General features: G+C 45.9%; 22 protein-coding genes. 18 read left to right on the forward strand and 4 right to left on the reverse strand.

Going from position 1 to position 26,705, the window contains the following annotated elements; translation table 11 throughout:
* The first annotated feature begins 52 nt into the window (after positions 1 to 52).
* The 8 genes from C7E00_RS14195 to C7E00_RS14230 all read left to right on the forward strand — a co-directional run bounded on the left by C7E00_RS14195 (position 53) and on the right by C7E00_RS14230 (position 7,786).
* Complete coding sequence (locus C7E00_RS14195) at positions 53 to 760, forward strand: hypothetical protein (RefSeq protein ID WP_135358246.1); 708 nt, start codon at positions 53 to 55, stop codon at positions 758 to 760.
* A 134-nt stretch (positions 761 to 894) separates the two neighbouring features.
* Positions 895 to 1,638 carry a class B sortase gene (locus C7E00_RS14200; RefSeq protein WP_167836622.1) on the forward strand — a complete coding sequence of 248 codons (744 nt, stop codon included), beginning with the start codon at positions 895 to 897 and terminating at the stop codon, positions 1,636 to 1,638.
* A 13-nt stretch (positions 1,639 to 1,651) separates the two neighbouring features.
* The gene (locus C7E00_RS14205) at positions 1,652 to 2,353 is read left to right on the forward strand and encodes a hypothetical protein (protein WP_135358247.1); all 702 of its coding nucleotides are present in this window, start codon (positions 1,652 to 1,654) and stop codon (positions 2,351 to 2,353) included.
* A gap of 181 nt (positions 2,354 to 2,534) precedes the next feature.
* Positions 2,535 to 4,403, forward strand: coding sequence for a BglG family transcription antiterminator (locus C7E00_RS14210; protein ID WP_105304996.1), 1,869 nt, complete (start codon positions 2,535 to 2,537; stop codon positions 4,401 to 4,403).
* A gap of 2 nt (positions 4,404 to 4,405) precedes the next feature.
* Positions 4,406 to 4,738, forward strand: coding sequence for a PTS sugar transporter subunit IIA (locus C7E00_RS14215; RefSeq protein WP_105304997.1), 333 nt, complete (start codon positions 4,406 to 4,408; stop codon positions 4,736 to 4,738).
* Positions 4,735 to 5,046 carry a PTS sugar transporter subunit IIB gene (locus tag C7E00_RS14220; protein ID WP_105304998.1) on the forward strand — a complete coding sequence of 104 codons (312 nt, stop codon included), beginning with the start codon at positions 4,735 to 4,737 and terminating at the stop codon, positions 5,044 to 5,046. Before C7E00_RS14215 ends, C7E00_RS14220 begins: the two co-directional genes overlap by 4 nt.
* Complete coding sequence (locus C7E00_RS14225) at positions 5,046 to 6,314, forward strand: PTS sugar transporter subunit IIC (protein ID WP_105304999.1); 1,269 nt, start codon at positions 5,046 to 5,048, stop codon at positions 6,312 to 6,314. The genes C7E00_RS14220 and C7E00_RS14225 overlap by 1 nt, the downstream gene beginning before the upstream one ends.
* Before the next feature lie 74 nt (positions 6,315 to 6,388).
* Positions 6,389 to 7,786: a family 1 glycosylhydrolase gene (locus tag C7E00_RS14230; protein ID WP_105305000.1), complete on the forward strand. Its 1,398-nt coding sequence runs from the start codon at positions 6,389 to 6,391 to the stop codon at positions 7,784 to 7,786.
* Positions 7,787 to 8,117: 331 nt separating this feature from the next.
* Here the strand turns inward: C7E00_RS14230 and C7E00_RS14235 are convergent, their stop codons facing one another.
* Complete coding sequence (locus C7E00_RS14235; protein ID WP_105305001.1) at positions 8,118 to 9,335, reverse strand: PucR family transcriptional regulator; 1,218 nt, start codon at positions 9,333 to 9,335, stop codon at positions 8,118 to 8,120.
* 125 nt (positions 9,336 to 9,460) lie between these two features.
* Here C7E00_RS14235 and C7E00_RS14240 point away from each other — a divergent pair, with 125 nt between their 5' ends.
* Positions 9,461 to 11,410: an NAD(P)/FAD-dependent oxidoreductase gene (locus C7E00_RS14240; RefSeq protein WP_105305002.1), complete on the forward strand. Its 1,950-nt coding sequence runs from the start codon at positions 9,461 to 9,463 to the stop codon at positions 11,408 to 11,410.
* Positions 11,411 to 11,750: 340 nt separating this feature from the next.
* On the opposite strand, the gene C7E00_RS14245 is transcribed toward C7E00_RS14240, so the two are convergent.
* The 3 genes from C7E00_RS14245 to C7E00_RS16555 all read right to left on the reverse strand — a co-directional run bounded on the left by C7E00_RS14245 (position 11,751) and on the right by C7E00_RS16555 (position 14,047).
* A complete protein-coding gene (locus C7E00_RS14245; protein ID WP_167836623.1) occupies positions 11,751 to 12,581 on the reverse strand; it encodes a substrate-binding domain-containing protein in 831 nt (276 codons plus the stop codon).
* Positions 12,582 to 12,920: 339 nt separating this feature from the next.
* Positions 12,921 to 13,802, reverse strand: a complete 882-nt coding sequence (locus tag C7E00_RS14250; protein ID WP_239928586.1) for an IS110 family RNA-guided transposase — start codon at positions 13,800 to 13,802, stop codon at positions 12,921 to 12,923.
* 26 nt (positions 13,803 to 13,828) lie between these two features.
* Positions 13,829 to 14,047, reverse strand: a complete 219-nt coding sequence (locus C7E00_RS16555) for a hypothetical protein (protein WP_105305005.1) — start codon at positions 14,045 to 14,047, stop codon at positions 13,829 to 13,831.
* Between the two features lie 154 nt (positions 14,048 to 14,201).
* On the opposite strand from C7E00_RS16555, the gene C7E00_RS14260 reads away from it, so the two are divergent.
* The 9 genes from C7E00_RS14260 (at position 14,202) to C7E00_RS14295 (ending at position 26,664) form a co-directional block, all read left to right on the forward strand.
* A complete protein-coding gene (locus C7E00_RS14260) occupies positions 14,202 to 15,617 on the forward strand; it encodes a tetratricopeptide repeat protein (protein ID WP_167836624.1) in 1,416 nt (471 codons plus the stop codon).
* Between the two features lie 180 nt (positions 15,618 to 15,797).
* A complete protein-coding gene (locus C7E00_RS14265; protein ID WP_105305007.1) occupies positions 15,798 to 17,789 on the forward strand; it encodes a protein kinase domain-containing protein in 1,992 nt (663 codons plus the stop codon).
* A 12-nt stretch (positions 17,790 to 17,801) separates the two neighbouring features.
* Positions 17,802 to 18,266, forward strand: a complete 465-nt coding sequence (locus tag C7E00_RS14270; RefSeq protein ID WP_105305008.1) for a hypothetical protein — start codon at positions 17,802 to 17,804, stop codon at positions 18,264 to 18,266.
* An 80-nt stretch (positions 18,267 to 18,346) separates the two neighbouring features.
* On the forward strand, positions 18,347 to 19,456 hold the full coding sequence (locus C7E00_RS14275) for an IS1595 family transposase (RefSeq protein ID WP_105305009.1): 1,110 nt from the start codon (positions 18,347 to 18,349) through the stop codon (positions 19,454 to 19,456).
* 24 nt (positions 19,457 to 19,480) lie between these two features.
* Positions 19,481 to 20,563, forward strand: a complete 1,083-nt coding sequence (locus C7E00_RS14280; protein ID WP_105305010.1) for an FHA domain-containing protein — start codon at positions 19,481 to 19,483, stop codon at positions 20,561 to 20,563.
* Positions 20,564 to 20,578: 15 nt separating this feature from the next.
* Entirely contained in the window at positions 20,579 to 21,349 is a 771-nt protein-coding gene (locus tag C7E00_RS14285) for a PP2C family protein-serine/threonine phosphatase (protein ID WP_105305011.1), read from the forward strand.
* A 15-nt stretch (positions 21,350 to 21,364) separates the two neighbouring features.
* Positions 21,365 to 21,538: a hypothetical protein gene (locus tag C7E00_RS16275; RefSeq protein ID WP_167836625.1), complete on the forward strand. Its 174-nt coding sequence runs from the start codon at positions 21,365 to 21,367 to the stop codon at positions 21,536 to 21,538.
* Between the two features lie 24 nt (positions 21,539 to 21,562).
* Positions 21,563 to 26,473, forward strand: coding sequence for a type VII secretion protein EssC (essC, locus tag C7E00_RS14290; protein ID WP_105305012.1), 4,911 nt, complete (start codon positions 21,563 to 21,565; stop codon positions 26,471 to 26,473).
* Positions 26,470 to 26,664, forward strand: coding sequence for a hypothetical protein (locus C7E00_RS14295; protein WP_105305013.1), 195 nt, complete (start codon positions 26,470 to 26,472; stop codon positions 26,662 to 26,664). Before essC ends, C7E00_RS14295 begins: the two co-directional genes overlap by 4 nt.
* Positions 26,665 to 26,705: the final 41 nt, after the last annotated feature.

Raw genomic sequence — 26,705 nt, forward strand, 5'->3', positions numbered from 1 at the left:
CGGGCTGAAGGCCGCAGGTGATCTCCGGTTCCTGATCAACTATAATGTGGTCATGGAATCGAGACACTTTATCTACGAGCGGAAAGTACTGACAGACAGGGAACGCAGGACTGACGGCAGCCGGGCAGGCGTGTCGGATGAAGAGTATCTTGCGGCCCGCTATGATCAGCAGAGAGACAGATATGTCTTCCGGGATCCGCCTGAAAAAGGAAGCAGATTCTGGAACCTTCAGCGGATGATGAACCTTGCACATCCAGACGACACGGTCGAAGTCAGAAGCCTGTTTGATCTGGGTGATACCGTGGGAGAAGCGGAATCTGCCTATCTGGATATGCTGAAAAACGGAATGCATGTCAGATTCAAGGAACAGCCGATTCTCAATACCGAGTACTTTCTCACCGCCATGCAGGACCCGAAGCTTACCGCCCGTCAGTTTCTGACCGGAGAAGAGTGCTTTCTGTTCCGCCTGATTCATTACGAAGCAAACGCGGAAGAAGAGCGGAAGGAAAAATTCGAAACCAGGAAGATGGCTGCGATCAAAGGCTATCAGGAAGCAGAGAAAGCCGGGAGAACCATAGGCAGAAAATTCCCGCCGGAAAAAGAACGGGAGATCATGACCGAGATCTTCGGACACAGCAGACATTTCAACGGAACTGAGACGGATGCTGAAGTCCAGAAACGGCTGGGAATTTCCAAGCCGACCTATATCAAGTACAAGAAGCGGATCCTAGCGGAGATTGAGAAAACGGATAAGAAGTAAGCTTCAGGAATCCGTTCTGCAGTCGTACGCAGACCGGAATATCAGATTATGCTCGCCGCAATTATACGGCGGGCTTTTTTCGTATGAAAATGACAAAACAAATAAACCGAATACTGATCATTTTAACTGCATGCATGCTTGGCTTCTGCCTTGTGAAAGTCGTGCCGGAGCTGCATTCTGCCGCGGAAGCAGGAAAAGCAGAGAAACAGATTGCAGAGCTCATCACCAGCAGAGAGATAAATCGCACCGGGACTTCCGAAGAACCAGATCCGGGAAGCTCGTCTGAGTCAGGATTCTCAGAGCAGAGCTGGGATCAGCTGAAGAACGAGAATCCGGATTTTATAGGATACATGAGCTTCCGAAGCGGCCTGATCGAAGAACCGGTTGTTCAGAGCAGTGATGATGAATACTACCTCCGCCGCAGCTTCTTCGGAGAGCGGTCTTCGCAGGGGACTCCGTTCATGGACAGCTTCTGTTCCACGGACAGTGCAAACATCACGATCTACGGACATAACGTTTACTATGATTCCTCCGCAATGTTTTCCAGATTGGAAGAATTGACGGATCCGGATAAGTTCCAGGAGAATGCACTGCTGGATTTCTATCTCGGGGACGGACAGTTACGAACGTACCGCGCGGCGGCAGTTTACTACAGCACTCTGGAAAACGCAGGGAGTCCAGACTACAGCAGGCCGGATTTTTCCTCAGAAGAGGATTTCTATGATTGGATCAATCAGGTTTATTCCTGCGCGGTTCTCTCATCGGATGTCCCGATATGGTATGGCGATCATCTGATGACGCTGCAGACCTGCAAACGATGGGATGAGAATACACACATCATAGTCCTGTTCCGCGAAATCCGAAGAGGGAGTTACTGAAATGAGAACTTGGATGAGAAGGATGATCCTGACGGCGGTATGCCTGCATGCTCTGCTCTGCGGCTGCGCTGGAGTGCCGAATGCCGGCGGATCGGAAAACCTGGAGACACTTGAAATCTCCGGACCGGATACCGTGACGATCCGCGAAGGAATGATGCTGAACGCGGGTGACTTCCTTTCAGTGGAGACCATGCAGACATGCAGATCACACACGGTGACCGGGGCACTGGACACGGATCACGTCGGAGTCTATCCCGTCACCCTGACAGTCGTTGGAAGAAAGGGAGGGATCGCAATCCGAAGCGTCCGCGTCGCCGTGATTTCTGCATCGGAACCCGAAACATTGGATTCCAGCATCACTGCCAGGAGCGAGGGGTCTGATCTGGAACACAGGGAGAATGGTGCAGAGGAAGGCGCGCAGGAAAACACAAAGGACGGGAACTTCAATCAGACAGGGAAAACGCAGAAGGCTGAGAGAGGGAATGCTGATCCATATGCGGCCGAGAAAGCGCACTGTCTGGAAACGTACGGCGCCTGGCAGGGGACCTACTGCACATGGATGACACCGACGCCGGATGCCAGCAGAAATGGAAGTGCAGGCGGTTCTGCGCGCTCAGAGGTCAGCGGCGGAACGACATCCTGCTGGGATTACATAGGAGATGATGGCAGGAGCTATCATGAATGCGAATGGGTATCGGATTGGGAAGATTATTGAACCTGCCTAGACCAAGTACTAATAATGGCAACGTACCGCGTTCGTCATGCTGGCGTTTGCACTGTATTGGCTTTAATCAAGTATGATGTGGAAATAATTACCTTTGGATAAAAGGAAAAAGGCTGGATTGGAGTGCAGAAATGAATTCTTATAATGAAAATTGTAAAGAAGAGAACGTCAAATGAAAAAGAGAGAATGGGATCTTTTAAATTTGTTGGTTCAAGAAGGAACTGCAACATCATCACAGCTTGCAAAAGAAATTGGGGTTAGTGATAAAACAGTGCGCACATCACTTTCTGGGATTTCTTCTGCATTAATTGGTAATGGTGCTGAACTTGTTTCCAAAAGAGGAGAAGGGTATACACTTCGCATTCTTGATATTAATGAATTTGAACGTTTTAAAATGCTTGGAAAAGAACATACCAGCATTCCCCAAACACCTGACGAAAGAGTACGCTTTCTTCTATACAAACTGCTTGTGGAAAATAAACCTTTGAATTATCAAAAAATCTGTGATGAGTGGTTCATTAGTGATAAAACGTTGCAGCAAGATTTGAAAAAAGTTGAAGAAGTAGTAAAAACTTATGATTTAAGGTTAGAAAAAAAAGGGAAAAAGGGTTTTTATCTTTCAGGAAGCGAAATAAGCTTCAGAGAACTTGGGGCTGATCAAGAATTAGCTTTATTGGATGGAATATACTCAACAAATCAGATTCGACAGATTGTTCAGAATGCAGTAATAGCGCATTCTTATCCTGTTCCTGATTATGTAATTGAAACACTGACACAGCATGTCATTATCTCAATTCTAAGGATTAAACAGGGTAAATACATCGTATCAACAGAAAAAAGCAATGTGAATGAAAGAGAAGAATTCTTGATTGCCGGTGAAATCTGCGAAAATATAACATCCCTTTTCGGTCTTGTGTTTCCATATGCAGAAATTGAATATTTGGCATTTCATTTAATAGGGAAGGAGACTAGCGAAAAGAATTCAAATATTGTATTGAATGAAGAAGTCGAAAAGTTGACAAGCGAAGTTATTTCTTTGGTCAATGATACTTTTCAAGTTGATTTTTCGAAAGACTTTGATTTACAGATGTCATTAGAATTACATTTTCAACCATTGTTAAAAAGGCTGGAATACGGCCAGATAATGCGAAATCCGCTCTTACAGGAAATAAAAGTAAAATTTCCTCTTGCTTATACGATGGCCAGTGCCGCTGGAAATCTAATTGAATCTAAAGAAAACGCTAAAATTAGTGAAGATGAGATTGGTTATATTGCGCTTTCATTTGAACTTGCCTTGGAACGTCAAAATCAAAAGAAAGTTAAGAAAAACATTCTTCTTGTATGCAATCTTGGAAAAGTCAGTGCAAATTTAATGAAGTATCGTTTTTTAGAGAACTTTAAAGATTATATCAATACGGTCGAAATGAGCAGTGCGAATGGAATTGGGGAGAAAGATTTAAACAAATTCGATTATATTTTCACAACAGTGCCTCTTTCCATTAATGCAAATGTTCCTGTAATCTTGGTCAATTACTTCATGGAAAGTGGCAGTTTAAATGACGTGCGCCGTAGTTTTGAAAAAAGCAGTAAAGCCAATCTAAACAGTTTTTTTTCACAGGAACTGTTTCTTCCACATTTACAAGCAAAGTCCAAAGAAGAAGCGCTGAAAATCCTTTGTACTATGTTAGCTAAAAAACGAAATGTAGGTTCAATTTTATTTAATGAAGTATTAGCAAGAGAAGAAGTTGCGGGAACAGACTATGCCTATAGGTCTGCAGTACCTCATCCCATTCATCTTGTGTCTAACAAAACATATGTCTGTGTTGGGATTCTAGACAATCCTATTGAGTGGACTATCCAAAAAGTAAATCTGATCATTCTTGTATCAGTTGGGAAAGATGATAAAGAAGGCATTCAGGAATTTTATCGGTCAGTATCATCATTTTTAATGGATCACAGTATGGTCGATGAATTGATTAAGGATAGAAATTACACTAAGTTTCTTGCAAACCTGAATAAGATTCATGAGAAAGAAGGATAAATATGGATAACGAAGAAAATGAAAATATTCCTTTTCAAATCATTCTACATGCTGGTGAATCTAAAGCAGATTCTTTTCTGGCTATGCAAAGTGCAAGAAAAGGGAATTTTGAAGAAGCGGATAAATATATGAAAACGGCGATTGATGAACTTCAGCAGGCACATCAGATCCAAACAAACATGATGGTTAAAGAGGCAAATGGGGAGAAAATTGGATTTAGCATAATGTTTGTTCATGCACAAGATCATCTCTCAATGGCAATATTCGCTAAAGATATAGCTAAAGAGTACATTGAAGGGTTCAAGCTGTTTTATGAAAGAGGGTTACTTAAATGAAAATATTATTAGCTTGTTCGGCTGGGATGTCCACCAGTATGATTGTAGAAAAAATGAAAAAAGCAGCTCGGGAAATGGGAGAAGATCATCAGATTTGGGCTGTTGATTGTGAATCAATTAAAAATGAAATCGGAAAGTGTGATGTTATTCTTCTTGGACCACAGATTCGTTTAGAAAAAGAGAATATCAAGAAAATAGCTAAAGGAACACCTGTAGAAGTAATTCGTCCAATGGATTATGGTAGGCAGAATGGGAAAGCTATTCTTGAATTTGCCAAGTCATTAGTGAAAGAAGAGGGGGAAAACTAATGCTGAATAAAATAGGTGATGCATTGGAGAAATTCCTAATGCCGATTGCGGATAGCATGAACAAAAACAAGTATATTCTTGCCATTCGTGATGGATTTACTTTGATGATGGGAATTATCATTGTAGGTTCTTTTGCACTTTTGTTTAATATCTATATCTGTGGTTCACACGGTCTTGCTGGAATCCAATCTCTTTCCTGGCTAGCAAACTATTCAGGTATTTTCACCACTGTGAATTATGCATGTGTATCTTGTATGGCGCTCTGGCTTGTATTCTTTATCGGGTACAGTTTAGGCGATCATGATGGGTTAAAACCATTAATGACGGGATTAATTGCAAGTGTCTGCTTCATTGTTCTATCTGATCAAGAAAACCTTTCTAGTAGTTTTGGAGCATCAGCGCTCTTCCTTGCAATCATTACTGGAAGCCTCTCTGAAGCATTGTTTAACTGGCTGATGCATTTTGAAAAGTTAAAAATTAAGTTACCAGAATCAGTCCCACCAATGATTGCAAACAGTTTTAACTCACTGATCCCATGTGCAATCACTATCAGTGTATTCGGCTTATTTGCAGGTATCTTATATGGTTCTTCAGGGATGTATATCAATACGATCATTTATAACGTTCTTGAAGTACCTTTCAATCAGGCTTTAAGTTCAAGACTTGGTATTAGTATCATCGTGGTATTATCTCAATTACTCTGGTGGTTTGGTATTCATGGGAATATGGCATTGAATGCAATTGCGAAACCAGTAAGAACGGCAAATATTGCTGCGAATATGGAAGCAGTGGCGGCTGGACTTGCACCAACAGCAATTTATACACTTGCATTTCAGCATACTTTTACAAATCTTGGTGGTGCCGGAATTGTAATATCGCTTGCACTGGCTATTCTGGCATTCTCCAAACGGCAAGAAGCTAAGGATCTAATGAAAGTATCAATGATACCGCTTATTTGTGGGATTTCTGAGCCGGTTGTATTTGGCCTTCCTATAATGTTGAATCCAATTTTCCTGATTCCATTTGTATTAGTACCATTGATTACTGCAAATATCGGCTATACAGCCATGGCAAGTGGTTTCCTGACTCCTTCTTATGTTGAGTCAATTGCGGGTATGCCAATGTTCATTCAGCAGTTTCTTTCATTCAGTGGTCAGTGGCAGGCATTATTACTTACATTAATCGTTATTGCTGTTGGTTTTGTATGCTATGTTCCGTTTGTTCTTCTAGATAACAGGGAATATGAAAAAGAACAGAAAAACCTATAATTTTCGTTAGAAATCAATAAATATTTCAAATGGTCGGGCAAAATAACCCGACCTTCAATTAGATAGGAAAATATATGAAAGAAAATTTTCTCTGGGGTGGTGCACTTGCGGCAAATCAATATGAAGGTGCGTGGAATGTTGACAATAAAGGAGAAAGTATTGCTGATGTTGTAAGAGGCTCCAAAAAAGGAGTGCCTCGAATAATCGACGATGAAGTAAAAGATGGAGAGTACTATCCAAGTCATGAGGCAGTGGATGGATATCACCACTTCAAAGAAGACATCGCTCTTCTTGCTGAAATGGGATTTAAGTGTGTTCGCTTTTCTATTGCGTGGACAAGAATTTTCCCTAATGGTGATGAGAACATTCCAAATGAAGAAGGTCTTAAGTACTATGACAGAGTTATTGATGAATTAAGGAAATATTCAATTGAGCCTTTGGTCACTTTATCGCACTTTGAAACTCCTCTTAATCTAGTAAAAAAATATGGCTCATGGAGAAACAAAAAATTAATTGATTTTTTTGTTCATTATTGTGATGTAGTATTTAAAAGATATAATGGCAAGGTAAAGTACTGGCTAACATTTAATGAAATCAACGAAACAATGAACAAAGAAACTCCGTGGCTTCAAGCTGGTTTACAGTTTAAACCTGGTGAAAATCCAAATGAAGTTAAAATAATAGCATCACATAATATGTTCTTGGCATCTGCAAAAGCAGTTATTTTAGGGCATCAAATCAACCCAACTTTTAAGATCGGATGCATGATTCAATATACACCAGCTTATGCTAAGACATGTAGTCCAGAAGATGCATTTGCTAGGAGGGAATACCTGTTATCAAACTATTATTATACGGATGTAATGGTTAAAGGCAGATATACAAATTTATGCTATACAAAATTAAAAAGGTTGAATGTAAATTTTGAAATTCCCGAGGATGAGAAAAGTATATTAGAAAGGGGGAAAACAGATTTCATTGCTTTCAGCTATTACTTTACTTTTCTTGCTTCATTAAAAAACGGAAATTTAAATATTGAACATAATGGAAATCCTTATGTTAAAAAAACCCAATGGGATAAGCCAATCGACGCAATGGGTCTGCGTATTGCTTTAAATGAGCTTTATGATAGATATGAAGTACCTCTGTTTATCGTAGAAAATGGTATCGGCGCAATTGATGAAATATCAGTAGATGGAAGAATACATGATTCGTACCGAATTGAATATTTTCGCGAACATATTCATGCAATGGAAGAAGCTGTAAATAATGACTTTATCGATCTTATGGGATATACCACATGGGGACCAATAGATATTGTCTCAGCTGGAACAGGAGAGATGAAAAAGAGATATGGTTTTATTTATGTAGATAAAGATAACGAAGGAAATGGAACCTTAAAAAGGATAAAAAAAGATAGCTACTATTGGTATAAAAAAGTAATTGCATCTAACGGTGAAGACCTAAATTGAAATAATACCGTATTGAGCAATCATAGGCTCATGTCTTTATTATTTTCCGAGCCTAAAAAATCTTAGCCTGAATTACATATAGAGCAGAATCTGCAGATGCTTTTCCGTAATGCAGAATTTTGCTTTTCTATCTGCTGAATGGGAAATTTATTATTATGTGCAATGGGTATCAATCATGCTTGATCTTCAAAAAAGATTACTATGAATGGAGCAAGTAACGGTCAGCTTATTGAGAAATCACGCGGGGTTGCAAAGCCCAAAAAAGAACGCATGAAGTGATCTTCAGGAATACATCATATTCTTATTCCTTTGGAGAAGATGTGTAGAGCTATCACGAATGCGAATGGGTGTCAGACTGGGAGGAATACTGATCATCGGGAATCACAAACGAAGAAATATCCAGAGCGGAAAAACTCAAGGCCAAATGTTCGAGTGTTTTAGGATTCTTCAGACTCATATGGCCTTCTTCCTCAATCTTCTCAAGACGGTAATAGAGACTGTTTCGATGAATTTTCAGGCGTGATGCAGTGTGGGAGATATCCAGAGTCTCTTCCAGATATGTGCGAAGCGTTTTAAGGAGCTCAGAACCATTATTACGATCTGCTGACATGAGTTTCCAGACAGCAGGGTGAATGAAATCCTGCATGTGACTGCAGTTTTCGACAATAATACCTATCGCATAATCTTCAAAAGAATAGGAACTTTTTCCGGGAGATGTTTTCTGGCCGTATGACAGTGCTGCAGAAGCCTGAACCATTGCGGAGGGGCAGCGATGTACACTGGAAAACGGAGCGGAAAGGCCAATCTGGAAACCGTGCTCAGAAAGATACTGCAGCATCGGAGAATAATTCTTGGCAGATGGCAGCAGAATGTAGATAATACCATCCTTTGCATAGTAGAGATACTGGGAGATGAATGGATTCGTGTTCTTGCTTGAAATCGACTTTGCATCCTGAGCAGCAAGCACGAAATACTCTTCTGATCGAGGCAGCAGGCCGGTATGATCCATGGTATCAAGCTGATCTTCACGGATTACCCCCAGAAAGAGATCGCGTGCGAACACTTCTTTTTCCTGTATTACTGGCGCAGTAAATTTCTGATCTTGATCCCAGACTGCAGCACATGCATCAGCGGTGACCTGCAGCGCTTCATCCATCCATGGAGAGAAGGAGGTTTTAGTGAATAAAACTGCTAGGTAGCCCAGAAGCTGGTTCTTTCGGAAGACACCGGTCGTGATCCGAGGATGATCCTTGAACCAGCCCCAGTTCAGAAGAACTGTTTTATGGGGATTGGAGACAACCTGATGAATCACATCGTTTTCGCGAAATACGGAGATGACTTCTTCAGGAACATTCTCATTTCCAGTAGATAGATTCCATATCATATCGTCATGACCGGAAAGACTTCCGGAATAGGAAATCATTCCAAAGGAAGAATCTGACAGAGCAACCGGCTCACGGAAAATTTCTCCAGCTGCCTGGATCACCGAATCAATCGTTCCTTCAGAAATAGCTTTCATAATGCTTGCATACTGCTTTGCTTTCAGCATTTATCCTCCTGTGCATTTGCACTATAAATAGAGTGCAATATCATAATAACGCCTAGTGAAAACGTTATCAACAATACTTACAATAACGTGTGTAAGCATTCACAAATGCTGCAGGAGGAACAATCATGGAAGAAGGAATTAAGCAGTATCCACATCTTTTCAGCGGGCTTCAGATTAAAAACATGAAGCTTAAGAATCGCCTCGTCATGTCTCCGATGGGGACTTTCTCTGAGCAGAGAAATGGATTTCCAAGTGCAAAGCAGATCGAATATTATCGTGCACGTGCCAAAGGCGGATTCGGAATGATCATGCTGGAAGCACAGTATACGACCAATAAAACAGACCCTTGGATTGGATACATAACTACTGCGGGAACGGATCAGCAGATGCAGGGCTGGTCGCTTATCGCAGAGGCTGTTCATTCTGAAGGAGCAAAAATCGGAATTCAGCTGGGATGCGGCTTGGGCAGAAACGCTTTCCCGTTCTCTAATGATCAAATGGTTTCAGCTTCCGAAGTACCGTCATTCTATTTCCCGGATCGGCTCTGCCGTGCACTGACGGTGGATGAAATCCATGGAATCGTTGATGCTTATCGGACAGGTGCGAGGAATGCTATCCGTGCAGAGGCTGATGCAGTAGAGATTCACGCACATAGCGGCTATATTCTTGACCAGTTTATGACTCCGGCCTGGAATAAGCGGACAGATGAGTATGGCGGATCGTTTGAAAACCGTATGCGGCTTGTCACTGAAGTCTATCAGGCAATCAGAGAAGAAGTGGGACCGAATTTCCCGGTTTTCATCCGCATGGCTACCACACATGATTTTGAAGGCGGACGCACCATCGAAGAGTCTAAGGAGATTGTTCGTTATTTGGATGGTCTTGGAATCGATGCTTTTGATCTCGATGCAGGATGCTATGAGCATAAGCAGTGGATCTGCCCATCAATCTATACTGGGGATGCTCCCATGCTCAAGTGGGTGGAACAGTTCAAGGGAGTTACGGATAAACCGATCTTCAGTTCGGGAATGTACACTCCGGAGCTTGGAGAAAAAGCACTTGCAGAAGGGAAGATCGATGCGGTCATGTTCGGCCGTCAGTCCATCGCTGATCCTGATTTACCGAATAAACTGCTGGCGGGTGACAGGGAAGATGTTCGTCCGTGCCTCGCCTGCAATGAAATCTGCGTAGGCAGACTTTATCAGAACCGTCCGATCAGCTGCGCAGTTAACACGGAAGCTGTATGCGAAGGAGACTATCACATTGAGAAAGCGGTTGAGAAGAGGAAGGTTGTCATTGTCGGAGGCGGTCCTGGCGGAATGGAAGCTGCTCGTGTAGCTGCACTCCAGGGACATGACGTCACGATCTACGAGAAGACAGATCGGCTGGGCGGACAGCTGATTGCTGCTGGAGAGCCATCTTTCAAGCAGAGAATCCGCCATTTCGTGGAATGGCAGAAGCATCAGGTTGAAAAACTCGGTGTGAAGGTTATCTTCAACAAGGAGATCACTGCAGATTCTCCGGAGCTGGCGGATGCTGACCGGATCATCGTCGCAGTAGGCGCACATGCATTAAAACTTCCGATTCCGGGACTTGATGGCGAAAATGTCGTGAATGTCATCGATTATCATCTGAATCCTTCAATGCTGCATGGGGATCGCATCATCATTGCCGGTGCAGGTGCATCAGGATGCGACTGCGCACTCGAGCTTGCGATGAAAGGAAAGAAAGTAACGCTCGTTGAAATGCAGAATGCTATTGCGCCGAATATGATCCTGGACAACAGGAACCCTCTGACCTTCAAGCTCGAAGAATTTAAGGTTGAAGAAAGAACTTCCACAAAGATCAAGGAAGTTCGCAAGGATGGAGTGGTTGCAGAGCACGACGGCAAAGAGGAATTCCTTGAAGCCGATATGGTTATTGACGCATTCGGAATGAGACCGAATTCCGAACTTGCAGAAGCTATCTATCAGAAATACGCGCCTATCACTTCAATTATTGGGGACTGCAACAAAGTCGGCCAGATTGCAGAAGCGGTCCGTGGGGGATACTTCGCAGCATATTCAATCCATTGATTCTGTTTCTGCCTTCCATTCAACCTGTCATATTGCGCAGATGACGTAAGCTGCAAGAAGAAGTTAAAAAATGCACGTAAGCAGGAGACTGTTCCAGAAGAAAGAAACTTTATAAATTATAATCTAACAGTCTCTTATTGAAATTGCATTAGTGGAATCGCTGTATAGAAATTGCAGATTCTTTGAATGCCTAATTCGTGGGCAGAATAGGAATCCGCTTTTTCTTTTGAAGACATTGCAATTGAATTCTTGTTTGGGCACTTCATCATTTTAGATTTACTTATGGCATTGATTACTGGGTGTTACTTGATTGGAAAAGCGATAAAACAGGCCGCTGAAGTTATCTGCCAGCCTTCATGGCATGCTGTTTTGCATATTTCAAGGTAATATCCAGAAAGGCTTTCCCTGCAACACTAAGCGGGTATGTTGAATCATAAATCATCCGGATATTTCGCGGCTTCATCTGCTCCTTGATCTTCGGAGAGAAAATTTTGCCGGTATTGATTGAGTCTTCTGCAATGAAATCAGGCATGAATGCATATCCAAGTCCATGCTCAATCATAGGCATGATCATTGCAAATGAATTAGTAAACATATCGACATTCATCCGGAGACCTTCATCATGGAAAAATTCTTCATATAAATCATATGTGTTATGCCCTTTGCTCATACAGATATAGGGAACCCTCTGCAGATCATTCAAGGTCTGAAAACTCTGATTTTTTATTTTGAATTCTGAACCGATGACGGGAATATCATGGAACGATTTGCAGATTACCTGCCGGAATGGTTTATGCAGTTCAACTGTAGAAGTAATGAATGCAAAGTCCATAATCCCCTGACTTAATTCTTTGAGTGATTCCTGTGAAGGCATGTTCTCAAGGGAGATCATAATATTCGGATACTTTTCGTGAAACTGTCCGAGCAGGTCATCCAGAGAGCCACGGAGTCCGATTTCATTCGCACTGATGTTCAGATGCCCTTTTTCCATGTTTGAAAATTCATGGCACCATTCATTTCTGTTAAGGGCATAGGGAAGGATCCCCGGAAGATTCAAACAGTTCGCGGTAGTTAGCCATTCTGTTATTCGTGTATCAGGGATCAAGTGCTCATCCCACCCCACAGGCCAATGGTTTCGCCGCCAGCTCTGCCGTCTTAAATCGTGGATCACAAGGAAGATGTGCCATCAAAGGTTTGCCGCAGATAGCTGAACCGTCAAGTTATACCGGCAGTTCCTTCCTTATACCCTTAACGATGGTTGGTAGTAATACTGTTGGTAATACAAGTTACTGTTTGTTCAATGACGTGCTTTCAACGTTACAATAGATCTGCCGATGCCGAGGATCATGAGCTCTGCGGGGACGCAACTCCGAACGGCGGCACGGTCCTTAAACGAAGGGTGAGACTTTGACGTCTCGCCTTTTCTTTCTGGCTATCCCTTCGGTAAGGCATATCGTCAGAAAATCCCGGGGTAGCGAAGCGCAGGGGCAGAGCCCCTGGTTCACATGATTCATGCAAGTGCAGTGTGCATATGATCTGTCATCATTCCCCAGACAAAGCAGGCGAGTTCGCGCGCAACTGCAGTAGCCGCCTCGTTATGGGATTTCTTGTTGTACAAGACCAATGTATGGTATCTCTTCCGGAGACGTTCATTTGCCTTGTCGGCATAGGTAATCACGGTGCCACTGCATCCTTCTTGCCGTTTCTTCAATGCGGCAGACTTCCCTGGTGTAGCTCTTGAGAAGGACTGGGCTGCCTCTACAAGCAACCGTCTGAGCAGACTATTGCCCTGCTTGGTGATCCCCAAGTGCGATTTACTGTCACTGCTGTCCAGCTGGCCTGCAACCAACCCTAGAAAAGCAGAGAAGCTCTTTGCTTTGGCAAATCGGCTGAAGTCGCCGATCTCAGTAACCAGAGCCAGCGCAGTAACGGTCTTGATTCCCTTGAAGCAGGTCAGATTGTGAACAGCCTCCCTATACTTATCCTGTGCTGCGATCTCTTCGATCCGTTTGTCCAGCCGTGCAATCCTTTCAACCTGCTGTTCATAGGCAAGGAGATATTCATCCAGGGTTTCCTTCAAGACATCTGAAACAGGTAATGCTTTCAGCCAGGTAATGTGCTTCTTCGTCCAGTAGTTCTTTCCCTCTGTAAAATGGTATCCATGACGGTGGCAGAAGGCACCGATCTGCTGCTTGGTTACCTTAAGTGCCTTGCGCTGGTCCTCACGCATGCGGATGAAATCACGGACTGCTTCATCTTCCTCATCCGGAACATGTACTGATTTGTAGTCCCTGTACATCAGTGCTTTGCCGATCGCAATGGCATCCTTCTTATCATTCTTGGTACGGGTCCTGCGGTTGATCTCAGTGCCGACAATGGAGGATGGAGCCATGATAACGCAGTTGATGTCGTTCTTCTTCAGATCTCTGTAAAGCTCGAAGCCAAGGCACCCGCTTCATAACCTGTGAGGATTTCGATATCCTTGCCCAGCTGCTTCCTGAGTCCCTTGCAGTAATTGACAATGTTACCAATGGCAGGTGAGTATGTGTTGATGTTAATCGCCTGCTCTGCGCCTTCTACCCATGTTGCAAGTGTGTAATTTGTTGTGTGTGCGTCGATCCCAATATATACTTTCATGTGTAATGGCCTTCCTTTCTTGTATGAGGCAACTTCCCTGTATCTTTTGGCCAACATAAGTATATTGGGATGATCCTCGGCGCTACAAGATCACAGGGAGGCCATTACATATTGTCTTAAAATGTATCTGATCACTTTGAAGGGGAGAAGATACATGAAGAAGGAAATCAAGGGATTGCTTGCAGCGGTTCTTCTGATCAGTTTGACCGGTTGTGGGAAGAACTACAAAACATTATATGAAGAAGCAATGAAGGACCTCAGCGCAGGAAATTATGAAGAAGCTGTTACGATCCTGCAGGAGGCAATCAAGGTATCTCCGAAGAAGACAGATGCCTATCTCGCCCTGGCTGGGATTTATATGGATCAGGGACAGGCCGAAGAGGCAATCGATACCTATACGCAGCTCACGGCTAATGTGCCGGATTATGCACCAGGCTTTACAGGTTTGGGCGATGCATACCTGCTGCAGGAAGATTTCAATGATGCATATGATAGCTATGACCAGGCTGTGAAGCTGGATCCTGACAGCTATGAGGCACAAAGAGGAAAGGTTCGTACTTTACTGGAACAGAATGATGTGCCGCAGGCTGACACAGAATATGAAAAGCTTGTGAAGCACGATCCTGAAACACCGGATGATTATGCCTTCGAAATCCAGATGAAATGGATGAACGGTGACTTCAAGGACGCAGATGAAGAAGAGAGGGAATCGGAAGAAAAACTGAATGAAGAGACAAGTCCGGAATTGGAACGCCAGCGCAGGAACATGGATAAAATCAGGAAGTATCCTTCCAGTGTTGACGGTGATAAGAACGGTGAAACTGAACACTGGAAGTATAACTACAGATTAAAACCGGATGCAGATCCTGAGCTCGTTCAGGTGGAAACGGATGATGATTCCTATACGCATTCGACTGCAGGATGGATGCCGATCACTGTGGAATTCTACGATGATGGCAAGGTCAAGAGTATCAGTGAAACCTCAGATCCTTATGATGACTGGACATTCATGACCACCTACAGCGAAGATGGCGTGATCCAGGAATACAGAGAAACGACCATGGATATCGACATTGATGTCTTCTTTGATGAACAGGGTATTCCGACAAGCATCGAGAGCCCGGAGATTGTCAGCTTTGACAGAGAAGACAACGGAGATACCGTAGTGGTGGAATATGCCTTCGATACCTGTGCCTTCGGTGCCGTGGAGCCGGAACTGTTTCTGATGAGTGCAGCTCCTTCTCAAGGAAGAACAGGAATCATCCTGATGGACGATTGTGATGTTATCAGCGTGGTGGATGTGTATGATGCAGCAACAGGCAGGTTCCTGAAGCGGACGATGCATTCAGAACTGAATCAGAACGGTACTTTTGAGGTCAGCTATGATGATACTGGCGCGGCAATTGTGGAAGCAGGATACTATACCGTCGGCAATGCACCGCAGTTTGTCCTGGACGATCAAGGCAGGCTGACGGAAGTGTTCGGCTCCGCCAGGATCGACGGCCGTATGCATTATGTCATCACCTATGCTTCAGACATCAATCAGGAGAATGATGGACCTTCCGTCTGAATAAATCACCAGTACTCTGCAGGTCATGCGGGGTGCTTTTTTCATCTCGGGAATGGACAGTTCCGTGGACAGCGAAAATCGCAGTCCGATAAAGATGCTGAACTCTTTTTTCCTTAATATTAATAACAACAACCGGCATTGAATTATGCCGGTGAATTGCATTCTTTCACAGGGGACGATATGAGAGAGCAGATTATCAACGGAACATACCGCGTCATGGATATCATCGGCAAAGGTGGCATGTCGACGGTATACAGAGGCTGGCATCTTCGCCTGAACAAGGCAGTCGCCATCAAACAGGTGCGCAAGAGTACGCATTTTGACTTCATGGCGGAATCTGACATTCTCAAGAACCTGGATCATGCAATGCTGCCGAGAATCTATGACATTTTCGAAGATGAAGAGAGCATTTTCATCGTCATGGATTTTGTGGACGGCAATTCCCTGGACAAGGTCCTGCAGAAGCAGAACATCATTCCGGAAAAAATCGTACTCGGATGGTTCCATGACCTTGCAGAAGTTCTGCAGTATCTCCATGAGCAGAAGCCATTCCCGATCATTTACCGCGACATGAAGCCAAGCAATGTCATGCTGCAGAAAAACGGTAAGCTGAAGGTCATTGACTTCGGAATCGCCCAGCAGGAGAACGCTGAATCCCGGAAGGCAGTCAACGGCGGAACGCGTGGGTATGGAGCACCAGAGCAGTTTGTCCATGGCGGCGTTACGGATGCCCGGACTGATATCTATGCACTTGGCCAGACGATTTTCCACCTGGCAACCGGCAAGAGTCCGCTTGTCAAGCCATATCCTCCGTATCAAGGTGATGCTCGTTCCTTCAACCCGGATATTTCCGTCGGCCTCAATGAAATCCTGAAGAAGTGCATGATGGAGGCGCCTGCACAGCGCTATCAGAGTGCTGAAGAACTCCTCTATGATCTGGATCATATTTATCTCTTTGACCATGCCTATCAGGTATATCTGACAAGGAAGAAGGCAAGGAGGGCATATATTATCGGACTGGCAGCCGCCGGTGCTGCCGTTTTTGCATTGGGTTTCTTCATGAACCGCCAGGAACAGCTGGATCAGTATCATGATCTTCTCAAACAAGCGTATGCCGACAATGATGCGGAAGCAGCCATGAGCATGGTGCAGGAGGCAGAATCCATGCAGCCTTCAGAAAGCGATGCCTATGAAGCAGAACTGGATACACTGAACCGATTGGATTCCTTTCAGGAAACATTGAACCGTGCCGATGAACTGATTGAAGACGGCAAGGTGAAGGAAGATTCAGCAAAAGTCCTGAATGCCATGGCTTCGGCTGAATATGAGCTGGGAAGCTATGAAGAAGCTGCGGAATTATACCAGCGGGTGACGGAATCCGACACGGAGCTTTCGTATGTCAGCAGTCTGAACTACGGCATTGCTTTGGCAAGGCTTGGAAGGAAAGAGGAAGCACTTGCGGTCTTCACCAGTATGCAGGAGACAGCAGACGAGGATGAGGCAGCATATCTGGAAGGCGAAGTGCATGCCCTTAACGGGGAATACCAGGAAGCTGTTGACAGCTACAGCCATGCATTGGAGATCACCAGCGATGACACCCTGAAGCAGAAGATCGTTCTGGAAATGAGTGCTGCACTGCGCGACAGCTATGAACTTGCGCCTGAAGACAGTGAATATATTGCAGATGCCAACAGCCAGATCATTTCGCTGATCAACAAGGCCATGGACAGTCCTTCCATGAGCAACAATTCGGTGCTGTGGGAGCGCCTTGCAAGGGCTTACAGCAACCTTGGACAGAGCGAAGAAAACAGTGATGACTTCCTCCAGGCTGCCAAGGCGTATGAAAAGGTCATCAGCTTCGGCATTTCCAAACCGAATCTGTATACCGGTGCATTCTGGGCATACTTCAATGCCGGTGATTATGACACTGCCTTGAAGACAGTGGAGGAAATGAAGACGGCATTCCCGGATCTTGCGGATCCGTATATCTACAAGGCTACGACGTTAATGAAGATCGAAGGCGCAAAGCCGCAGGGTGAACGGAATTATAACGAAGCCTACCAGGAATACCTGGATGGATGTGAAAAGACGGTCAGTGATGAAGCCAAAGGCCAGATGCAGCAGCTGGAAAGTGCTGTGGAGCAGCTGAAGAGCGGCGGATGGCTGAATTGAGAGGAGATTGTCATGGGCATGATATTGATGATCGCAGGCATCGCACTTCTGATTGCCTCCGTGGTTCTTGCCATCATCTTCAGGATAAAGCCATTGGCTTATTCCTATCAGATCAGGCAGAAGGACAGCGTTGAGCTGTCTGCCGGTACCGGTGCGATCCGCGATGATGCAGGGGCAGAGGAACTGGTGAAGCAGATGGGCTCCACCGTCGGGGCAACCGTGAAACTGGAGGCTTCGACACAGGAAGATCCTCAGAAGACGGTATCCCTGGAAGAGTATGTCAAACGGAATGCAGGAGATGAAGCTGCTGTTCCGCTGGACAGTCTGCAGGAAGAGGATGCGACGATGCCGCTGCCTGATGATGGTGCAACTGTTCCTCTGGAAGAAAACAACAGGCAGGATGATGAATCAACAGTCGTGCTGGAAGAAAACAGAACGCTTATCGGACATCTCGCTGACATAGTGAAAAAATCTTAGGAAATCACAAAGAAGTCCCATAAACGGGACTGTTGTATCCGGTTTCCCGCTTATCCTATGTCTGACAGGAGGATGTTCCCATGGTAGACAGCAGTGAATTGAGGGATAAGTTCAACGAGGTAGAACCTGCACTTTGCAATTTTCAGAGAGATAGTCTTTACCGGATGCTTGAGAAAGCACGTCGTGATATTGAGGAAGCCAGCACTTATATGATCAGCAAGTGTCCGAAGTGCGGTTATATATTGAAAGGCAATGAAAAATGGAAAGGTGGCGGTTTTACCAATGGTGAACATTCGGGAAGTAAGCCGATGTGGCGTTGCATTTCATGCAATCACAGATTCGCAAAGGACTATGGTCAGCTGACCTGGTATTCTCAACAGCCACAAGCTATTTGGAATGAGGTTATTCAGCAGACAGTGCATGGAGATGGTATTGAGTATACAGCCGCCAATGTGGATATCAGCTCACGAACGGTATTACGGATGCGCCACAAACTATTGAAAGCCCTGGAAGAAGCTGAGGAGAAAGAACCTGTGAGTCTTCAGGATCAGGTTGAATTGGATGAAAAATATGTCCTGTATTCCCACAAGGGAGAGCGTGACATTATACGAGGAGCACGCAAACGTGGCGAGGCTGCAGCGAAAAGAGGTATTTCTGATGAACAGGCATGTATGGTCACCGGTGTTCAGAGACAGGGCACTGGTTTTATTCACTGCTGGAACATGGGCAGGCCATCATCACAGGACATTGAGCATATCTCCCCTTTGATCGGAAGAGAATCATATGCTTTCACAGACGGAACAACGATCTATGATAAGGTTCTTGAAGAACGTGCCTGCCATCATGTCATAGTAGATGATGCCCAGCGCGACAGCACAAATCATATTAACAACGTGAACAGTTTTCACAGTGCAGTAGATCTGCAGTATCGGAAGTATAGAGGAGTAGCTACCAAGTATATCAATCGATACTGTGCACTGTTCAAAGTTCAAAAAGACTGCCAGGGTATGGACGGTGATGAAGTGCTGATCCATGTCCTCAGTATTCTGAGAAAACACTGCACCTTTATGAGAGAGTCTGATTGCATGAAACTTGATGTATTTGTTGCCTATCCGGAATTGGCGCTTCGTTATTTCTGTATGGAAAAGTTGAGAATCGCTGGTTACTCACAATGTCAGCGAGGTGTCTGATAAGCGAAACAGAAAGGACTGAATATGAACAAGCTGAAATACGTCTACCGTGATTCGCAGGTGAATGTGAAGTATTCCATGAAGCTGAATGAGCATCTCAATGAGGTGTCCCTGAGCAATTTCAGCATTGCCGGGATCAATCTGTTCGGCTTCATGAAGATTGTTTCCACCAGGCATCACACGATTGAATATGAAGGTCTGAAGAGCATTCCGCTTCATGATTGGCTGAAAACGCCGCATTCTGCGCATGACTTCTTCTTCGTGGTGTACCAGGTTGTCATGGCCTGCAGCAGTCTGCAGGAAAGCCATCTTTCCACCCGTGAGGTTCTTTATCATACCGAGGCTGTCTTCTACAACACTTCAACCAAGGGGCTGCAGCTCCTTTTCTGCCCGATCAAGGAACGGAAGGATGACAATGATCCGCTGCAGTTCATCCAGGATCTTGCGGCAAGCTACAAGTGTGATACGGAAGAAGGACAGAACAGTATTTCACGGTTCTATTTCTGGCTGCAAGGCCAGAGAGGATTCGTTCCTGAAGATATTGAGCGAACCATTGACAGCATCGACCCGGAGATCGGCAATGTGCTGAAGCATGGTGCTGTAACTGCAGGACCTGCACCAAAGCCGGCAGCCGAGGAAAGAGGGTGGGCAGTCCAGTCATCTCACAGAGAACCGTCTATGCCGCAGCCGGCAGCTTCATCCCGCCCACAGGCAAGGGTTGAACCGGATGCCGGGGCAACTGTTGTACTGGCTGATCAGGAGGAGCCACAGGAATCCGGCGCTACATCTTTGCTCTGGGATAACCAGGAGGCTGTTCATTATCCTTCCATGGAGCGTAAATCCACCGGTGAGAAGCGGGATGTGGACAAGAAGGTGTTTGTCATAGGCAAAGGAAGAAACGCCGACTGGATGATCACGGACAACCCGGCAGTCAGTCATTCCCATGCAAGCATCGTAACAAGAGGAAATTCCTGGTATGTGGAGGATCTGGAATCCACCAATCATACGTACCTGAACGGCAGGAAGCTGGCACCGCATCAGGAGTTTGAACTGAATGAAGGAGATGAGGTCAAGCTTGGCAATGAGGTTTTCCTCTTCCATGTGTGATCGAAGAGGGAAACCATGCGCAGGCATTTCACTGCAGTTGTTGAAAGCGACAGAGGTCTTGAACGAAACGTGAACCAGGATTCGGCATTGATCAAGCATGCCTTCTGGAAGAGGGGAGAAGTGCTTCTGGCAGCCGTGTGTGATGGCATGGGCGGTCTTGCAGATGGTGAATTGGCGAGTGGAGAAGCAGTCCATGTGTTTGATGAGTGGTTCTCTAAGGCACTTCCCTACGAGGTGGAAGAACCGGACTTCTCGGTGATCGGTGCTAAATGGAGCTCCATGCTGAAGGATCTGAACGAACGTCTGAATGAATACGGAAAAAAGACGCATGAATTGCTTGGCACCACCTTCACCGGAATCCTCGGCATCAATGATTCCTATGTGATCGTGCATGTAGGCGACAGCAGGATCTACCGCCTGAGCTCCACATTGAACCAGGTGAGTGAAGACCATACCTTCGTACAGCGGGAAGTGGAGCATGGAAGGATGAGCAGCAAAGAAGCTGCTGTTGATTCCCGGCGCAATGTCCTGACACAGTCCATCGGATCTTCCAGGAAGATTGCACCGCAGGTTGTCTGCGGGACGTTCCGTCCTGAAGAGACCTGGCTGATCTGCTCGGATGGCTTCCGGCATTGTCTGGAAGAACAGGAGATTCTGGAGGCACTTGACTATCAGGCATGTCCGGATGAAAAGGCAATGCAGCAGAACTGCAGGAAGATGATCGCATTGAACCGCAGGCGTGGGGAAAAGGATGACATTACCGCCCTGCTGATCAAGGTGGACTAGAAAGGATGACTGGCAATGGACAAAACGAAATGGATCATTGTGATTCTGGCTATCATTGCCGCTGTCTGTCTGGCTGCGTGCCTGTGGCTGATAAAAAAGAGAAACAGCAGAAGACGTGTTCGGCTGCGGATGATTGATGACGTGGTACTGGTTCATACCGATGCCAGGATCCCGAAGATGGATGACTGAGCAGATCAGGGAAAGGGGAACAAGATGACAGTGAGTGAAGCAAGCAGAAAAGAAAATAAAGAACTCCATACCGACGGCCCTGTTGGAATGAATGTTTTCCTGGTTTCCAGATCTGGATGCATGTATTCTGAATGGCTCTCTTATCCACCGCGCGGAAAAGGCGTTTTCAAAGATCTTCAGACGCATCATGACTTTGCGGAAATCTGGCTGGAGACGGATGGAAGTGCCTGGTATGTTAACTGCAGCAGGAACTATCGCATCACTACCAATCCCTTGGAAAACAACCGGAAGCAGGGCGAGCTGTACCACCAGTGCAGCTACCGCATCACAGGCAGCAGGGAGAGCTATCTGCTCTATGCAGAGGAATCCATGCGGAACTGCTCTGTCTATCATAATTATTCCTTGTCCGGCAGCCGTTCCATCAGCATCGGCCGCGAAAGTACGAATGATATTGTCTATAATGCCACCATGATTTCCAGAGACCATGCAAAGATGGGATACGATGGCCATGCATGGATCCTGATCGATGATCAATCTGCAAACGGGACATTCGTCAACGGCAGGCAGATTCCTGCCGGAAGCCAGGTGAGGCTTGCCATGGGCGACATGGTCAGCATCATGGGTCTGCAGATCATTGCCGGCCCAGGTGTTCTGTCCATCAATGATGGAAACCCGCAGATCCACATAAGTGGAAGCCTTGTGAAGCTGGAACCGGAGAAGGCTGGTGTAATCGGTGCAGCGGAAAAGGAAGAAAAGGAGCTCTACAACCGTCTGCCACGAAGGCGGAAGCATTTTAAAGCTGGTAAGATTTCCATTGAGCAGCCGCCGATGCCCATGGGAAATAACAGGATTCCGCTGGCTCTCAGAATCGGCTCGCCATTAGCCATGAGTGCCATGTCTATGATGTATGGCAGCTATCTCTGGAGCCTCAGTTCCATGATTTTTCCACTTTTCCAGAATCATTTCTCGGAGAAGCAGATCAAGGAATACGAAGAAAGAAGAATTCTCGTCTATACAAAATACCTGGCTGACAAACGGAAGGAAATTGCAGATGAGCTAGAGAAGGAACAGTCCGTCTTCAATGAGAATTATCCGGATCTTGATACGGTTCTCAACTATTCCCTTGGTGGAAAGAGACTGTGGGAAAGAAGAAAAACTGACGACGACTTTCTGAAGCTGCGCGTTGGACGCGGTACCAGGAAGATGATGGCAGAGCTTTCTTATCGCCCGCGTGAACTCGATCTGGAAGAAGACGAACTGGAAAAGCAGATGTACGATGTCGCAGAGGCGAAGTACGAACTGAAGAATTTTCCGGTCTTCGTTGACCTGAAGAAAGACCGCGTTGTCGGCATTACAGCGGATACCACCGTTTCCCGCGCGGCGGCCTACAATATGCGCATTGAGTTCCTCAAGCGCATGGTGATGAGAGCTGCTTCCCTATTCAGCTACGACGAAGTGAAGATGGTGTTCCTCATGGAACCGGAGGAGCTGGAGAAGCTGGCATTTGTCAGGTATCTGCCGCATCTCTGGGATGATCAGAAAAGCATCCGCTTGCTTGCGGTAACAGACGCTGAAGCTTACCAGGTCGGTGATTATCTCAGAAAGCGGTTTGATGAAGACCTTTCCAAGCCAAAGCCTAATGAAGACAATCTCAGAAAGAACCCACAGTATCTGGTTTTCTGTACAAGCCGGCGTCTTCTGGACTGTGTTGGTACGCTCAAGCAGATCATGCAGTCGCCATATGACTATGGGGTTTCCTTTGTGTGTGCTTATGAGGACATGCCGAAGGAGTGCAGTTCCTTGATTACCCTTGGAACCAATGAAGTAACCCTACAGCATCTGCACGACCTGGATCAGCCGGATGAGACATTCATTCCGGATGGCTATGATCAGACACTCGCAGCCAGAAGCATGCATGTCATTGCCAATACGCAGCTGAAGGTAGGCTCCAAAGCTTATGCACTGCCGAAATCCTATAAGTTCCTGAACATGTTCCAGGTCGGAAGGGTGGAAGATCTCAACGTCTGGAAGCGCTGGAAGGAAAGCAACCCGGTGAAGACACTGGCTGCACCGGTCGGCGTTGGTGAAGACGGAAACCTGTTCATGCTGGATCTCCATCAGAAATACCAGGGACCTCATGGCCTGGTTGCCGGCATGACCGGTTCCGGAAAGTCGGAATTCCTGATTACCTATATTCTTTCCATGGCTATTACCTACAGTCCGGATGAAGTCGCCTTTCTTCTGATTGACTACAAAGGCGGCGGTCTTGCCGGTGCCTTTGAGGATCAGCGAAGAGGGATTCATCTTCCGCATCTTGTCGGTACAATCACCAACCTTGATGGTTCTGCCATCAATCGTTCCCTGGTTTCCCTGCATTCAGAACTGCAGAGAAGACAGCGCCTTTTCAACAAAGCCAAGAGCATTGCGGAAGAAGGAACGATGGATATCTATGACTACCAGAGACTATACCGCAGTGGAAAGATCAAGGAACTTGGCCCATTGCCGCATCTGTTTATCATTTCCGATGAGTTTGCTGAACTGAAGGAACAGCAGCCGGACTTCCTGGATGAACTGGTATCGACCGCCCGCATCGGACGCTCCCTGGGTGTGCATCTGATCCTTGCGACTCAGAAGCCGAGCGGTGTCGTCAATGATCAGATCCGTTCCAATACCAAATTCCAGGTATGCCTGAAGGTTCAGGATAAAGGTGACAGTGATGATATGATCAAGCGTCCTGATGCTGCAGAGCTCAAGGATGTTGGCCGTTTCTATCTGCAGGTTGGATATAACGAGTACTTTGCCCTTGGCCAGTCTGCCTGGAGCGGCGCTGACTATACACCGGCAGATCCATCCCAGAATCAGCAGACCGGGGATGAGAACATCGAACTGATCGATGATGTCGGCGAGGTTATCCGGAACGTGAAGTTCGAGAAGAAGCTCAGCAAGCAGGGCACTCAGCTGACTGCTGTTGTGAAGTATCTTTCCGGCATTGCCGATCAGATGGACTATCACTCAAGGCCTCTCTGGAAAGCACCGATGCCTGGTGTGCTGGAACTGCAGGATCTGATTCAGGAAAAAGAAGAAGATGGAAGCCTGATTGCCAATATCGGTATGTTTGACGATCCGACCACACAGACGCAGGCGCGCTATGACATTGACATGATCAAGGACGGAAACGTCCTGGCTCTTGGTAAATCAGGTTCCGGTAAAACCATCTTCCTCCAATCCCTGTTGTTATCTCTGAGCACGAAATATACATCAGAGGACATTCAATACTACATCCTGGACTACTCCAGCAGAGGCCTGAAGATGTTTCATGACCTCCCACAGTGCGGTGCGGTACTGACTGATGAAGAATATGATTACGTACCTGCGGTATTCAAGCTGCTCGATCAGAAGATCGCTGAACGAAAGAATATGTTTGAGGAGCTCGGCGTCAATGACTTCGCTTCTGCCCGTCAGGTGAAGCGCCTGCCGCTCATTCTTCTGGTGATTGATAATCTCCAGGGAATGGAGCAGAACCCCCAGGCCCAGGGATGCCTGGATGTCCTGGATCACTATGTCAAGCAAGGTACGACCTATGGCATCCGCTTCATTGTGACAGCTGTCCGCTTCAACGATGTGAGCTACCGTCTGAAACAGGAAATATCGCATACCATCGCCTTCCGTCTGAATACTCCCTATGACTTTCAGGAAATCTTTGATGTCCGCGTGAAGTACATGCCTGCGGATAAACCCGGACGTGCCATGATTCTTTACGAAAAGAGAACGGATGAAATGCAGCCGGGCATTCTGTTTGCGGACAGTAAGAATGAGGCAGAAAGAACCACTGCCGTCAGAAAATATCTCCGTGCACTGAAAGCGGGCAGGATGGAAGAGCCTGCGGAGAAGATCACGGTGGTTTCCGGCGATGAGACTTATGAGGAATTCACCAGAAAGTACAAGCCAGGAAGAATTCCTTTGGGTTATCGGATCAAGGATGGAAAGCCAGCTGCTCTGCCGCTGGTTCAGCTGAACAACCTGGCCATCTATGCAGGCAGCCATCAGGTTGAAGGAGCAATACTGAAAAACCTGTTTCATGCAATAGCCTACAATGCCGGTATCGTACACGTCGTCAGAAGAAACAGCGGCAGTCTGTTCCTTCCAGGCAGTGAACCTTTGAGTGAAGAAGCAGGACAGGTGATCCAGGATGCATGCGGATGCACAGCAGATGAGGTTGGCGAACTACTGAACCGCCTGATACAGGAAATTCAGAGAAAACAGGATCTGCGGCATCAGTTCTGTGATGAAAACGGAATGAATATTGAAAGCTGGAATACATTGCGGGATTCTGACCGAAATGCATACCTGAAGGAGCTTTTGCTGCATCAGGATAAAGAACTGATTCATGAAAGCATGAAGCCGGACTTCGTGTTGTTTGAAGGAATGGGTGATCTGGCAGATTTAACCAATCAGGCAAACCGGACCATTGCCCAGCAGATGAAATATGAAAAGGCACAGGAGGAGGCAAAGCAGACAGCTGAGAATTCATCACAGGATGAAGAACATGCAGCAACAGTGCAGCCTGCTGATCCGGAAAAACTGAAGAAAGCACATGGACTGATGGATCTCTTTACTCCACTGCTGCAGATCATGTCCTTGTATCAGATTTATCTGGTTCCAATGCAGCTCCCGGAGGATGCGGATCATATTCAAGGTGAATTCATCGTGAACATTGCCAGGGGATCCTTCATCCTGCTTGGCGGCGGCAGATACGGCTCCCAGGAAATCGCAACCTACTTTGATGAAAATCAGGATCCGTCGGACACCGCTGAAACAGGCTATGTATATATCCAGAACAAAGCATATAAAATGCGGTTCCTGCTTGGAAAGTTAGCTGATGAAGAAACACAGGACAGCGATTTTGCACCGATTTTCGAGGATCGTGACGGATGAATCCAAAGGCTATGGAAGAACTGCAGCGTGCAGTCTGGCAGTCAGAGAAGCTGATCGATCTGCTTGAGAAAGACCCGCATCAGCTTAACAGAAGCCTGAAAGGAGAAATCTTTGAAGCGTATCGGAATGAAGTGAAGGAAGAAGTACGCCAGACGAAAGGGGTGATTGAAAAGCTAAAACGGATCGGATGAAGAAGAACATAGATTAACAGTGCATTGGTAATAATCGCAAA

Source organism: Anaerolactibacter massiliensis, assembly GCF_900290205.1.
Taxonomy (GTDB): Bacteria; Bacillota_I; Bacilli_A; order Erysipelotrichales; family Erysipelotrichaceae; genus Bulleidia; species Bulleidia intestinalis.